The organism is Sulfuricaulis limicola, assembly GCF_002355735.1.
GTDB classification, from domain to species: Bacteria; Pseudomonadota; Gammaproteobacteria; order Acidiferrobacterales; family Sulfurifustaceae; genus Sulfuricaulis; species Sulfuricaulis limicola.
In genome coordinates this window covers 2,187,650-2,201,286 of sequence record NZ_AP014879.1, presented here as the reverse complement: position 1 = coordinate 2,201,286, position 13,637 = coordinate 2,187,650, and the positions used below count along the sequence as shown (strand labels likewise).

Genomic DNA, 13,637 nt, shown 5'->3' with positions numbered 1-13,637 from the left:
AAGGATGCGATCAGAGCACTGTGAATTTCTCGGTGGACTCGTTGTAGCGCACCAGCGCGTACCACACGACGAGGAATATTGCGGCGATCAGCAGCGACCAGCCCCAGCCGTCGAGCATCGCCGGCAGGTAGGCCTGATAACCGAGCTTGGTGGCTTCGTACTCCTCCAGGGTGACCTCCTTGGTGAGCAGGCCGGTCTTGTTCAGCAGCCCGTTGGCCGTCGAGCCCATCCAGGCGAAGAAGAAGCCCGCCACCCACAGCTTGAGATGGCCCTCGCCCATGCGCCACAGCGAGCCCGAGGCGCAACCGCCGGCGAAAATCATGCCGATGCCGAACAGCACGCCGCCGCTCAACGAGCCGATCCAGAACACCGCCGGGATGGCGATATAGGGGTCGATCACCTTGGCCTGGAACAGCAGCGCGGCCAGCGGCACGCCGATGGCGAGACCGAGGATGACCGCTTTGGTCATCTCGCCCTCGGCCGTCATGAACGGCTCGCGGAAGGCGCGCGCGAAGCACAGCCGCGCGCGGTGCATGATGAAGCCCATGGCGAAGCCGGCGAGAATGATGATGGCCCGCACCGTCAGTTTTTCATTGCCCGAGGTGTACCATTGGGCGCTCCACACCAGTATGCCCACGAACACCGCCAGGCCGAGCAGCGGATAAACCGAAAGCATCCCGGGCGATGGTTTCAGCACCGCCGGTGGCGTCATGCCCCAGGTGATGTGGTCGAGGGTCCACAGCAGCAATTTCAGGCCGACGACGGCGCCCAGCAGCAGGCCGGCCCACATGGCCCAGCCGGCCGGCGAGGAGTGCATCACCGGCGTGAAGAAACCACCGGTGGTGCAGCCGCCGGCAAGCGTGGCACCCAGACCCATGAAGCTGCCGCCAAGCGCGGCCCAGATGTATTCCAGCTTGGGGGGACGGCTGATGAGGAATTTGCGTGACAACAGCGCAGAACAAAACGCGCCGATGACCAGCGTGATATTCATCAGCGACAACCGGTGCAGCAGCGGAGTTTCCAGGTGTTCCGGCACGCCCACGAGCGGTCCCAGGCCGATGGCGGTGTTGAACCAGTCGCCCCACAGCTTGAGACCGCCGAACACGCCCCAGAACAGACCGCTGATCATCAGGCCGATGATCACCAACACCAGCAGGACAGCGCCGAAATAGGGGGACCAGTCCTCGACGAAAATGCTTTCGTAATCGGTCTTGAAGCCCGCCAACCAGCTCCGGCGGCTATCGCTGCTCAATGCCATGGTCGCCTCCGTGGACTGCCTGCAACAGCTATCGGTTGTTCACACCGTATCAGCTGCAGCCCGCCGGACTGTCTCCGTCTTTCGCGCCCTTGATGACAAAGGCCTTGATGTCGTTCATGAGTTCATCGTCAGGCACGTCGGCATATTTCTCGGCGGCCTTGTTGGTGGCCTTGACCTTGGCGCGGTATTCCTTGCTGATGTAGTACTTGACCGAATCCTTGCCCTTGTTGTGCTTGTCGGCCTGGAGGTAAGCGGCCCATTCCGCCTTGGTCTTGGAGGTTGGCGCGATGGCCTTGCCACCGCCGGCCGGCGTCGTGTGGCAGACGGTGCAGACCATGCGGTAATAGACACGGCCGCGTTTCCAGTCGCCATCGGCGGCGTTGGCGGCGAACGGGGCTCCGAGCACGCAGAGCATGACGGCGGAGACGAGGGGTTTGTGCAGTTTCATGGTGTGACTCCTTGAAATTTAATAAACAATGGAAACCGTGCGCCGCGAACCGCTCCGACGGCCGGCGACGGCGGTTGATTTCAATTTACCGGAAGAATTTACGCGGCGTTTCAATGCGTGTCCTCCCACCCGGTGATCATGGCCTTGAGGTGCGAGGTCGGCGTATGACCGGCGGTGATGAGATAGGTGTGGGCGATGACGAACACCAGGATCATGTACGCGCCCAGCACGTGGAAGAACGCCACCCACTCGAGCGACAGGAATCTGTCCACGCCCCAGTCGCGCCACTGGCCATAGAACAGGTAGAACCAGCCGGAGAACCAGATGATCGGCGTGATCCCCAGCCACAGGAACAGATAGGCCAGGCGCTGCAGCGGGTTGTGCTTGGTCAGCGTGGTTGCCCGGAACGGGTGCGGCGCGTCGGTGAAGATGCCGGTGAGATAGTACTTGATCATGGCGCCGACCTTGTCGAGCGTCGGGATGTACTGGCGCCATTCGCCGGTGGTGAAGTGCCAGAACACGGCGAACACCCACAGCGTGATCAGCGTCCAGGCGGCGATGGTATGCAGGTCCACTGCGCGGCCGAAACCGAAAAGTTTGTAGGCCCCGTGCACCTCAAAGCCGGTCAGCAGCAGGAACAGGATGGTGGCCGCCTGCGTCCAGTGCCAGAACCGCTCGAAGCGTTTGAAGATGTAGACTTTTTCGGTCATGTCAATTCCCTCCCTTCTTGCGTTTGCTGAAGATGCGCAGAGCGCCGTGGCCGAGGACCCCGAGCAGCGCGAAGAACGCCGCCCCGCCGCCGAGTATGTCGAGATACCTGCTGGAGTCGCGGCCGGGCATGTAGATGCCCTGGATGCCCTTCAGCCGTCCGTTATCGCTGTGGCACTGCTGGCAGGCGAGGGCGTTTTCCTTGGGCGCGACCATGTGGTTGATCGGCCATCGCATCTCGGTCTCGACGAAACCGATCTTGCCCGAGAACGGCGCGCCGGTGACGGCCATGCCGGCGGCGATCGCCTTCGGCCAGCTGAAGGTGTTCCAGTAGGCGGCGTCGTCGGTGCCGGCGGTATGCGGCGTGACCAGGGTGTTGTTGCCGGCGTCGTACGGCTGTTTGCCGCGGAACACCTTGACCGGGAAGATCAGCGACTTGCCGTCGGTGGGACTGCCCTCGAAGCGGCTGATCTGCACCACCTTGGTCGGATCGATCTTGTCGCTGACCAGCGTGTAGTACACCGTGCCATTGAACCACATGTACTCCGGTATGACGTTCTTGGCCAGGATGAAGTCACCTTTCTTCGAGTCGTAGATGACGTGGCCGTCCTCGTCCTTTTTCTGGAACGGCTTGCCCTTCTCGTTCATCTTGCCGGCGGTCGACCAGTCCCAGAACATCTTGGTGGCCGGTCCGCCGCGGGCGAACGCGGGGATGTGGCAGGTTTCGCAGGCGATCTTGCTGGTGTGGTCGTTGAGCTTGGCCTGCTGGATCGGATGCGGGCGTTTGCCGTGGCAGGCGACGCAGTTCGCCGGGTTGGAGTCGTCCTTTTTCCCGCGGATGCGTTTCATGCCTTCGTCCTTGACGGTCGGCGCGAAACGGCTGCCGGGCACGTCGTGCGCGGAAGTCGCATGACAGGTGCCGCAGGTGAAGTCGAGGCCGGTGGCGTCCATATGCACGTCGACTTCACGGTCCGGAGCGGACATCGAGCTGTCGAGGTCACCGTGCTTCACGGCATCGCCGCCGCCGCCGTAGAAGTGGCAGACGCCGCAGGTATCGCGGCTGCTCTTGCTGACTTTTTGCGCGATCTTGGTGAGATCGATCGGATCAACGAACTTGCCGGAGCCGGGTGGCAGCTCCATGCGCTTGGTTACCGGGTTGCCGGCCAGGCCGGCGGGCTTGCGGTAGATGCCGGTGGTGTCGTGGCACACCAGGCAGTCGACGTTCACCTCGGATTTGAAATCGAAGCTGGCATCCTTCCAGCCGTAACCGACGTGGCAGCTGGCACAGGCCGGCAGGTTCGGACCGGCCGAGATGCAGAAGTTGTTCACCATGGTCTTCTTGCCGACCTTCTGCTGCGTGACCGGATTGAGATACTCCCAGGTCCAGTGCTTGGTGCGGTGCACCTGCTTGGCGGCCTCGGTGTGACAGGTGAGGCAGGCCTTGGTGACCTCGGGGCCGGACGCGAAGTGTTTTTGTAATTCCTTGAACTTGCTGTGGTCGGCGGTACTGGTGTTGGCCGCTGCCGCCATACCGCTGATGGCGAGGGCGCCAAAAGAAACGAGCCAGCCAACGACGAGTGTCGCGGTGTGCCAAGGTGTGCGTTGCGTTTTCATGAAGAGTCCTTTGCGCATGCTGTTAAGACAGAGTCATGTGTCTGAACATTTGAAACCAGGCGTTCGTTACTGAGCGTGCCATGTCCTGATAATATGTAAGCATTCTATTAAATGCTAATATTCCAGTATATTGACGTGCGTCAATACGTGAAAAATACTGTTTAATAGCTGTAACAAAGCGATTATTGCCATACTCCCGCAGTCAAGAAAAGACAGATTTGTCGTTAAATTTTCAGTCTTCATCCCGGATTGATTCTTGATATTTGTCAAACCGGCATGGCGTCCTCGATCCCCGGAATCGCAGGCGTCCATTGAGCCGGAAAACGACATCGTTAACTCAGGCCAGGGCCGGGCAAGCCGGTTTTTCCTTGGGCACGACGGCAGTGCTGGTCGCGGGTCCCGCAAGCAAAATCTCCACGCGACGATACCTATATATGTTGCCTGCAATCACGCCGGCGCTATCCGCCGCTGTCGGGTAAAAATTCTGAAAGCCAGCAGCGTTGAGCCGGGGATTGCCGGAGTGCGCTTGCGCGAACAGATGCGGCATAGCCGGTTGCGGCCGATGCGCAAGCCCGTTGCGCCGGCGATTCGCTGACCGCGCGGCATATGTCACTTTGACGGACGCCATTTTCCGTTTCGCTCTGGCGCGAATTTGCAAATAATGTAAACTAATTCCACGAATTACTTCGGGAGGAAGAACATGTCACGCAGTTTGGCGGTACTGGCGGGTTTGATGGCGGTGTCAATGCTGGGCGCGGGTTGTACCCGCGAGGTCAGCTTCAAGCAGGATGTATTTCCGATACTCAGCGAGAATTGCCTGTCCTGCCATAAAGTCGGCGGCGCGGGCCTCGCCAAGAGCGGACTCAATATGGAGACTTACGAGGGCCTGATGAAGGGTACCAAGCTGGGCCCGATCGTCACTCCCGGTTCATCCGTCAGCAGCACCCTGGTTCTGTTGATCGAGCGCCAGGCGCATCCCAGCATCAACATGCCCAAGGACAAGCCGCCGATCGCGGCCGGTCAGATCAAGACCATCCGGCAGTGGATCGATCAGGGCGCCAAGAACAACTGAGCTGACCGGGACAGCTCCCGACCAGGCCACGGCGTGGCTGACATGGGCCGATTCCGTTTTCAGCTATGGCCGGTCCTGATCCTCGTGTTGAGCATCAGTATTTTTAACGGCGCCTGTTCGTCTGAACGGGACAGTCCCGAGGCGCAGGTGCGGGCGCTGCTGGCGCAGGGTGAGGCCGCCGCTGAGAAAAAGGAATCGGGCGTTTTGCGGCAGATGGTGTCGGAGAAATACGCCGACAGCCAGGGCCAGGACAAGAAGGCCATTGATGCGATCCTGCGCTATTACTTCCTGCGCAACCAGTCGATTCATCTGTTCACGCGCATCCGGCTAATCAATTTCCCCCAACCGGGCGTGGCCCAGGCCGACGTGATGGTGGCCATGGCCGGGCAGCCGATTTCAGGCGCCGAAGAACTCGAACGGCTGCGCGCCGATCTGCACCGCTTCGAGATTACGCTGGCACGAGAAAACGGCGAATGGAAGGTGATCCGCGCCGAATGGCGCCGCGCGGAGTTCGCGGATTTTCTCTGAGACGGCGTATGATGTGATGTCGTCAACCACGGTAAACCGACGAGGCGAGCATGGAGGCGGGCTTTCTTCCGCGCGCCTGGATTCAGGCACTGCTGGATGCGCTGCATCGGGCCGGTTACCGTTGCGTCGGCCCGCAGGTCCGGGACGGCGCGATCGTTTACGACACGCTCGACCGGGCCGGCGCACTGCCGCAGGGAGTCCGCGACCGCCAGGGTCCGGGCCAGTACCGGCTTGAAACGACGGCAAGCCCGCGGTATTTCAGCTGGGCCAACGGCCCGCAGGCGCTGAAGCCGTTCCTGTTTGCCCCCCATGAAGTCATGTGGCGCGCGGAGCGCGACGCCCGTGGCGCTATCCGTTTTTCGGAAATCATGCCGGCCGCCGAAATGCTGGCCGTCATCGGTGCGCGCGCCTGCGACCTGGCGGCCTTGCGCCTGCAGGACCGGCACTTTCTGCAGGGCAAATTCGCCGATCCTTATTACGCCGCGCGGCGGAAAAACCTCTTTCTCGTCGCCGTTCACTGTACCCATCCGGCCGACACCTGTTTCTGTGCCTCCACCGGCGATGGGCCACGCGCCACGCAGGATTTCGATATCGCCCTGGACGAGCTGGACGACGGTTATCTGGTGCAGGCCGGGAGTGACCAGGGAAGCATGATCACCGCGCAGCTTCCACTGGCGCCGACCACGGACGCGCAGCGAGGTATCGCCGAACAGGAGGCGCAGGAGGCCGCCCGGCGGCAAACCCGCGGCCTGCCGTCGCGCAACCTGCGCGATGTGCTGTTTGCGAATCTCGAGCATCCGCGCTGGGAGAACGTGGCGGAGCGTTGCCTTTCCTGCGGGAACTGCACTGCGGTCTGCCCTACCTGTTTCTGCCACGGCGAAAGAGATGTGACGGCGCTCGACAACAGTCACAGCGAGCATGCGCGCCAGTGGGATTCCTGTTTCACCCAGGGCCACAGCTACATCCACGGCATGACCATCCGCGCCGACACGCGCATGCGTTATCGCCAGTGGCTCACGCACAAGCTCGGCAGCTGGCATGACCAGTACGGACGCAGCGGTTGCGTGGGTTGCGGGCGCTGCATCGCCTGGTGCCCGGTCGGGATCGATATCACGGAAGAGGCGCGCGCAATAGGCGGGGGAGGCGGGCATGGTTAACGCCGCGCTCCCGCATGAAATCGAGGTGGTCGAGCGCATCCAGGAATCGCCGACCATCTTTACGCTGCGCTTGCGCTTCACGGATCCGGTGCAACACGCGGCTTTCCGTTTCGAGCCGGGTCAGTTCAACATGCTGTACCTCTATGGCGTCGGCGAAGTGCCGATCTCCATCGTCTCTGATCCGGAAGATGAAAAGCTGTTCGACCATACCATCCGCGTGGTCGGGCGCGTGACGCGCGGGCTGGGGCAGCTGAAGGCGCGCGACCGGCTGGGCATGCGCGGGCCTTACGGGCGCGGCTGGCCGCTGAAACAGGCCGAGGGTCATGACGTGATGATCATCACCGGCGGGCTCGGATGCGCGCCGGTAGTGTCGGTGATCAACTACGTGATCCGCCGGCGCGACAGGTTCCGCCGCCTGATCATCATGCAGGGGGTCAAGCATTCCGACGATCTGATCTGGCGCAGCCAGTATTCACAGTGGAGCAAACTGCGCGACACGCAGGTGCTCGTGGCGGCCGATGTCGGCGTGGCGCTGTGGCCGTGGCACATAGGCCGGGTCACGGAGCTGTTCGACCAGGTGGAGTTTGATCCTTCCCAGGCGATGATCATGATGTGCGGCCCCCAGGGCATGATGCGCGTGGCCGTGGATCATCTGCTGCGGCGCGGTGTGACTGAAGACCATATCCATCTCAGCATGGAGCGCAACATGCATTGCGCCGTGGGACACTGCGGCCATTGCCAGTACGGCGGCAAATTCGTCTGCCAGGATGGCCCGGTGTTTTCCTATGCCGAAGCCAGGCCGCTTTTCGGCATTCAGGGGTTCTGATGGCGGACAAGCCGAAAATCGCGATTCACAAATTCGCCTCCTGCGACGGTTGCCAGCTCGCGTTCCTGAACCTGGGCGAGGATCTGCTGACGCTGGCGCGGATGACGGACATCGTGCATTTCGCCGAGGCCGGGCCGGTGAACCCGGAGGCGGCGGTGGACATCGCCTTCATCGAGGGCAGCATATCGACGCCCGAAGACAGTGAGCGCATCCGGCGTGTCCGCGCCAACTCCCGCCAACTCGTCACCCTCGGCGCCTGCGCCACCGCCGGTGGCGTGCAGGCCTTGCGCAACTTTGCGAATGCCCCGGAATGGATCGCCTCGATTTACGCCAAACCGGAATATATTCAAAGCCTGGCGACCTCCACGCCCATCGCGCAGCATGTGAAAGTCGATCTCGAAATCTGGGGCTGCCCGGTGAGCGGGCGCCAGGTGCTGGCGGCCGTGCGCGCGCTGTTGTCGGGCGTGCCGCCGTGGCTGGAAAAGGACAAGGTCTGCCTGGAGTGCAAGCGCCGGCATACGGTGTGCGTGATGGTGGCCAAGGGGCTTCCCTGCATGGGGCCGGTGACGCGTACCGGTTGTGGCGCCATCTGCCCGGCCTTCGGGCGCGATTGTTATGCCTGTTACGGTCCGGCGGAAAACCCCAATACCGAATCGCTGGCGCGACGCCTGGAGGGACTCGGCCTGGTGCCGGCGGCGGTGGCGCGGCGCTTTCATTTTATCAATGCGGCGGCGCCGGCCTTCGCCCAAGCCGGCTTGCGCACGGATAAAACCACACATGACTGAATCACGCCACATTCCGGTCCAGGTGCCGGTGCTGGCGCGCGTCGAGGGCGAGGGCACGCTCGAGTTGCGCGTGAAGGACGGGGTGATCGAGGATGTCCGCTTGCGCATTTTCGAGCCGCCGCGGATGTTCGAAAAACTGCTGGAGGGCCGGGGCTATGATGAAATACCGGACATGGTGGCGCGCATCTGCGGCATCTGCCCGGTGGCGTACCAGATGAGCGCGGTGCATGCCATCGAACACCTGTTCGGCGCGGACCCCGGTCCCTGGGTGCGCGCCATGCGCCGCGTGTTCTACTGCGGCGAGTGGATCCAGAGCCACAGCCTGCACATTCACATGCTGGCAGCGCCCGATTTCCTGGGCTATCCGGGCGTGGTGGAAATGGCCGGGAAGCATGCGCCGGAAGTGCGACGCGGCCTGAAACTGCAGGCGCTCGGCAACGACATCATCCGCCTGCTCGGCGCGCGCTCGGTGCATCCCGTGGGCGCGTGCGTCGGCGGCTTCCATCATGCCCCGCCGCCGGAACAGGTGGGCGCGCTGCTGGAAAAACTGCAGGACGCCCTGCCGGAGGCCGAGGCGCTGGTGCGCTGGACGGCTTCGCTCGATCTGCCGGAACAGGAACAGGATTTCATCTGTGTCGCCCTGCGCCATCCGCGGGAATATCCCATGAACGAAGGCCGCCTGATTTCGAGCCAGGGTCTGGATATTCCGGCCGGTCAGTTCGAGGCGCGTTTTGCCGAACAACAGGAGCCGCACTCGACCGCGCTGCATTGCCGGCTCGATGGCAAGCCGTATCTGGTAGGCCCGCTGGCGCGCCTGAATCTCAACCTGGATCGTCTGCCGGAGCCGGTGCGCAAGCTGGCCGATGGTCTGGACATCAGGTTCCCCAGCCGCAACATGCATCACAGCATCGTGGCGCGCGCGATCGAAATCGTGATTGCCATGCGGGAAGCGATCCGTTTTCTGGAATCGTATCAGGTACCGCGGGAATCCCGTGTCGCCGTCACGCCGCACGCCGGCAGCGGTGCCGGCTGCACCGAAGCACCGCGCGGGCTTTTGTGGCATCGCTATGAGCTCGACGCGCAAGGGAAGGTCGTGCGCGCGCGCATCGTGCCGCCCACCAGCCAGAACCAGTCGCGCATTGAAGAGGATCTGCGCCAGTCGCTCCAGAGTTTCGGCCCGGACCGGCCCGAGGAGGCGTTGCGTCGCCGCGGTGAAATGGTGATCCGTAATTACGATCCCTGTATTTCCTGCGCCACACATTTTCTCGATTTGCGAATCAGCCGGCAGGAAACATGAACCACCAGGTAAAAATTATCGGAATCGGTTCTCCCTTTGGCGACGACCGTTTCGGTTGGGAGGCGGCGCAAGCCCTGCGTCATTCCCCGGTTTTGGATGATGACTCGTCCGGATGGATCGAGATAACAATCCTGGATCGCCCCGGCGCGTTGCTTCCACTGCATTGGCAAGGAGCCGATATCGTGATCCTGCTGGATGCCGTTCGTTCCGGCGCCACGCCGGGAACGCGACATCGCCTCGATGCGTGCGATCTTCCCGGCGCCGGCGGGTCGTGTTCATCGCATGGCTTCGGCATCGCTTCCGCGATCGGCCTGGCCCGTGCTCTCGGGAACATGCCGTCGCGGCTGTTGTTGCGTGGCGTCGAGGCAGATCCTGGCTGGTCGGGTTCTGGCCTGAGTCCCGGGGTGGCTGCCACATTGCCTGCTTTCGTCCGGGATATCGCCGAAGAGGCGCTTTCGCTCCCGGGTTTTCATGCATCCGCCGCCGTAAACAGCACCTGAAAAGACCTTTTTCGGCAGAGAATTCCCTTGTCAGTCAGCTTGCCATGAGGTTGGCTCGGACATGATCCGGGCCACGATCTCTTATCCAATAAAAATCCCGCTGTTTCAGATGGTTGTATGACCGCCTCACCAGGTCATCCGGCTGTTTCCGGCCTGAAAATCCCCAGGCTATGGCATGAATGCTGCATTCCATGTGTATAGAAAAGGAGTCGCCAGAAGATGTACACGATGCCGCAATCCTGTTTTTGCATGCCACGCCCTGTCTGGACGGCATGCCTGCTGTTTTGGCTGGCGGCCTTGATGACGGGTTGTTCGACGGTGCGGCCGGAATCGGCCCCGGGTGTTGCCATTCTCCTCAGTGACCGGTCACCGGCTTTCGTCGGGGTACAGCGCGAAATCGAGAAAAGGGTTTCGCAACGGATCGAGAACTATTATCTTGGCGGCAGCGAAGCGTCAAATTCCGCCGCGCAGAAAAAAATCCAGTCTTCGGAAATATCCCAGGTCGTCGCGATCGGGTTGCCCGCCGCCCGGGCAGCACGCGGCCTTTCAGGCAAGCGTGTGGTCTTCTGCCAGGTGTTCAACTACGAAGACACCGACCTGGTGACTGCCTGGATGAAAGGCGTTGCCGCCACGACGCCGGTGGATGAACAGTTTCGTGTCTGGAAACAGCTGTCACCCCGGCTCAAAAAGGTTGGCGTCATTACCGGCAAAAACCTGCATGGCCTGATGGAAGAAGCGCGGGCGGCAGCCCACGAGAACGGCCTGGAGCTGGTCCACGTCGAGGTCCGATCGGACAAAGAGACACTTTATGCCTACAAACAGCTGGTCCCGAAGATCCAGGGACTATGGCTGGTGCCGGACAATCGCGTGCTGAGCCGCGAGGTTATCCGCGACGTGATGGCACACAGCGTCAGGGAGGGAAAACAGGTGGCGGTCTTCAGTCACCAGTTGCTGGCCCTGGGCGGTCTGGTGAGCGCGGAGAGCGGCTATGCGGACATCGCGGAACAGGTGCTGGAGCGCCTGAAGCAGACATACCGGGATACCGACGCGCCGATCGCTCCGCTTACCAGGGCCACGATCAGGATCAATAGCGTCATGGCCAGGCGTTTGAATCTGACGCTGCCCCGGCCGCTGCAAGGACTGGCCCATGCCCCTTGAACGGAACGCCATCGGCCGCTTTCGTTTTCCGCTTCCGGCCGGCCTGGAAAAATTTCTGCAATCGGTCCGCCGGATAGGGGAACGCAGTCTCGTGAGCCGCCTGCTGGCGCTGCTCATGCTCGGCGCCGTGGCGGTGTATCTGATCGTCAACATCGGCTTGTGGTGGACCGCCAGCAACCTTATCGACGACAACCTGGAGAAACAGGCGGTTCGCTGGCTGAGCGAACTGGATGAACTGGGTACGCCGCTGTATGCCTCGCAGGGCGGCCGGCATGTGTCGAATATCGACAAGCGCATCAAACATTTCCCTGAAATCGCCTTCATTCGTTACTACGACGCCTCGGGCAGGAAAATCCTCGGTGAATACGGTGATCGCCGCGGCGTGGAAATCCCGCTGCTCAAGCCCGATCAGATCAGGGAGCTTTCCGGCACCGGCGGTACGGAGCGGGACTATCTCGTCGACCGTTCCATTCTGAGCGGAGCCTATCTGCGCTTCATTGCGCCGATTCGTGTCCGTTCCATACGTTCGGACGGGCTGCTTGGCTTCAGCCTGGAAAACGAAAAGCCGGAGAACGTGAAGGTCATCGGCTACATCGATCTCAGCATCGATTCCGGCTACTACAAGGAACAGCTGGTGCGCAGCATCGCCTCCGGCAGCCTGATCATTGCCGCCCTGATGGCGGTCGGATTGTTCTTCGGTAGCCGCATCATCCGCAAGGCGCTGGCGCCGCTGACGGCGCTGCAAGTGCCGCTGGCGCGGCTGGCGCAGGGCGAGACCGACGTCCACGTGGAGCGCGCCAAAGACGCGGAAATCGCGGTAATCAGCGATGCGCTCAACACCACCATTCGCGCCCTGCGGGACCGCGATGAAACCCTGCGCAAAATGGCCGAAAGCGATCCGCTGACCGGCCTGGTGAACCGCAGCCTGTTCCGGCGCGAGCTGGAAGCGGAGATCGAACACGCTTCGCACGATGCGGTGCCGAGTGCGGTGTTTTTCATCGATCTTGACCAGTTCAAGTACGTCAACGACACGCTCGGACACGCCGCCGGCGACAAGCTGCTGATCCGCGTGGCCGAGCTGCTCAAATCGCGCGTGCGCGACAAGGATGTGGTGTCACGTTTCGGCGGCGATGAATTCACGGTATTGGCGCGCAACGTGTCGCGCGAGGGCGCCATGGAGCTGGCGCGTTCGTTCAACCAGATCATGCGCGACATGCGCCTGGTGGAAGGGGACAAGATTCTCAGCGTCAACTGCAGCATCGGCATCGCCATGATCGAACCCGGGCGCCACGGCGCCGAGGAAATCCTGGCGCATGCCGACATGGCGTGTTTCGAGGCCAAGTCGCATGGCCGCAACCGCATGCATCTGTATGAAGAGGGAGGCGAAGGCAGGAAGGAAATGGCCATGGACATCGGCTGGTTCCAGCACATCAAGCAGATCATCGAGCAGGATCGCTTCCGGCTGATGTATCAGCCCATCGCCGACGTCATTCATCCCGACAAGGAAAGTTACGAGGTGTTGCTGCGCATGCCGGGACCCAACGGCGAAATCGTGCTGCCCTCCATTTTTCTCCCGGTGGCGCAGCGCTTCGGCCTGATGACGGACATCGATCGCTGGGTGATCGTGCACGCACTGAAGGCGCTGGCGGATTTCCGCGCCTCGGGGCGCGATGTCATCTTCTCGATCAATCTTTCGGGTCAGTCGCTGGAGGATGCGTCCATCCTGCAGCTGATCAAGGACCACCTGACGCAGAATCGCGTGCCGCCCAACCGGGTGATCTTCGAGATCACCGAACAATCGGCCATGCGCTATCTCGACAAGGCACGGAACCTGATCCAGGGTCTGGTGGACATCGGCTGCCGCTTCGCGCTGGATGATTTCGGCACCGGCTTCAGCTCCTTCAGTTACCTGAAGCAGCTCCCGGTGGATTTCATCAAGATCGACGGATCCTTTGTCAAGAACATGGCTCAGAACTCCATGGATGAAACCATGGTCCTCTCCATCATCCAGATCGCGCGCTCGCTCGGCAAGGAGACGGTCGCCGAGTTCGTGCCGGACGAGAAAACCATCGCCATGCTAAAGGCCTCCGGCGTGGACCATCTTCAGGGATTTTACATTGGCGCCCCGTCCGAGAAGCTGCCGGTGAATCTGCGGGTGGTGCCCAAGACCAACAAGAACGCCAGCTGAAGGCTGACCGGGACGCAACGGTGCAGGGCGCGCACGGCAGGTCAAAAAAGATTCCTCGTCACGGAAGAGGAACGCGGCGGGTATCAGCGGTTGCGGTC

General features: G+C 61.9%; 13 protein-coding genes. 9 read left to right on the top strand and 4 right to left on the bottom strand.

The genetic code is table 11. The features are described from left to right. Window positions 1-10 precede the first annotated feature (10 nt). The 4 genes from SCL_RS10490 to SCL_RS10475 all read right to left on the bottom strand — a co-directional run bounded on the left by SCL_RS10490 (window position 11) and on the right by SCL_RS10475 (window position 4,028). On the bottom strand, window positions 11-1,258 hold the full coding sequence (locus tag SCL_RS10490) for a YeeE/YedE thiosulfate transporter family protein (protein ID WP_096361164.1): 1,248 nt from the start codon (window positions 1,256-1,258) through the stop codon (window positions 11-13). A 49-nt stretch (window positions 1,259-1,307) separates the two neighbouring features. Continuing rightward, window positions 1,308-1,706: a c-type cytochrome gene (locus SCL_RS10485; RefSeq protein WP_148665080.1), complete on the bottom strand. Its 399-nt coding sequence runs from the start codon at window positions 1,704-1,706 to the stop codon at window positions 1,308-1,310. A 110-nt stretch (window positions 1,707-1,816) separates the two neighbouring features. Beyond that, the gene (locus SCL_RS10480) at window positions 1,817-2,416 is read right to left on the bottom strand and encodes a cytochrome b/b6 domain-containing protein (protein WP_096361163.1); all 600 of its coding nucleotides are present in this window, start codon (window positions 2,414-2,416) and stop codon (window positions 1,817-1,819) included. Between the two features lies 1 nt (window position 2,417). Beyond that, window positions 2,418-4,028, bottom strand: a complete 1,611-nt coding sequence (locus tag SCL_RS10475; RefSeq protein WP_096361946.1) for a tetrathionate reductase family octaheme c-type cytochrome — start codon at window positions 4,026-4,028, stop codon at window positions 2,418-2,420. 700 nt (window positions 4,029-4,728) lie between these two features. Here SCL_RS10475 and SCL_RS10465 point away from each other — a divergent pair. The 9 genes from SCL_RS10465 (at window position 4,729) to SCL_RS10425 (ending at window position 13,539) form a co-directional block, all read left to right on the top strand. Then, window positions 4,729-5,100 (top strand): c-type cytochrome domain-containing protein, encoded by a 372-nt coding sequence (locus SCL_RS10465; RefSeq protein ID WP_096361161.1) that lies wholly within the window; start codon window positions 4,729-4,731, stop codon window positions 5,098-5,100. A 42-nt stretch (window positions 5,101-5,142) separates the two neighbouring features. Beyond that, window positions 5,143-5,628 carry a hypothetical protein gene (locus SCL_RS10460; protein ID WP_096361160.1) on the top strand — a complete coding sequence of 162 codons (486 nt, stop codon included), beginning with the start codon at window positions 5,143-5,145 and terminating at the stop codon, window positions 5,626-5,628. A gap of 50 nt (window positions 5,629-5,678) precedes the next feature. Next, on the top strand, window positions 5,679-6,785 hold the full coding sequence (locus SCL_RS10455; RefSeq protein WP_096361159.1) for a 4Fe-4S dicluster domain-containing protein: 1,107 nt from the start codon (window positions 5,679-5,681) through the stop codon (window positions 6,783-6,785). After that, entirely contained in the window at window positions 6,778-7,611 is an 834-nt protein-coding gene (locus SCL_RS10450; protein ID WP_096361158.1) for an FAD/NAD(P)-binding protein, read from the top strand. The genes SCL_RS10455 and SCL_RS10450 overlap by 8 nt, the downstream gene beginning before the upstream one ends. After that, a complete protein-coding gene (locus SCL_RS10445) occupies window positions 7,611-8,396 on the top strand; it encodes an NADH-quinone oxidoreductase subunit B family protein (RefSeq protein WP_172426023.1) in 786 nt (261 codons plus the stop codon). Before SCL_RS10450 ends, SCL_RS10445 begins: the two co-directional genes overlap by 1 nt. Next, window positions 8,389-9,693, top strand: a complete 1,305-nt coding sequence (locus SCL_RS10440) for a Ni/Fe hydrogenase subunit alpha (protein WP_096361157.1) — start codon at window positions 8,389-8,391, stop codon at window positions 9,691-9,693. The genes SCL_RS10445 and SCL_RS10440 overlap by 8 nt, the downstream gene beginning before the upstream one ends. Beyond that, window positions 9,690-10,193 carry a hydrogenase maturation protease gene (locus SCL_RS10435; RefSeq protein ID WP_096361156.1) on the top strand — a complete coding sequence of 168 codons (504 nt, stop codon included), beginning with the start codon at window positions 9,690-9,692 and terminating at the stop codon, window positions 10,191-10,193. The genes SCL_RS10440 and SCL_RS10435 overlap by 4 nt, the downstream gene beginning before the upstream one ends. Before the next feature lie 249 nt (window positions 10,194-10,442). Continuing rightward, window positions 10,443-11,351, top strand: a complete 909-nt coding sequence (locus tag SCL_RS10430) for an ABC transporter substrate-binding protein (RefSeq protein WP_172426022.1) — start codon at window positions 10,443-10,445, stop codon at window positions 11,349-11,351. Then, complete coding sequence (locus SCL_RS10425) at window positions 11,341-13,539, top strand: putative bifunctional diguanylate cyclase/phosphodiesterase (RefSeq protein ID WP_096361154.1); 2,199 nt, start codon at window positions 11,341-11,343, stop codon at window positions 13,537-13,539. The genes SCL_RS10430 and SCL_RS10425 overlap by 11 nt, the downstream gene beginning before the upstream one ends. Window positions 13,540-13,637 lie beyond the last annotated feature (98 nt).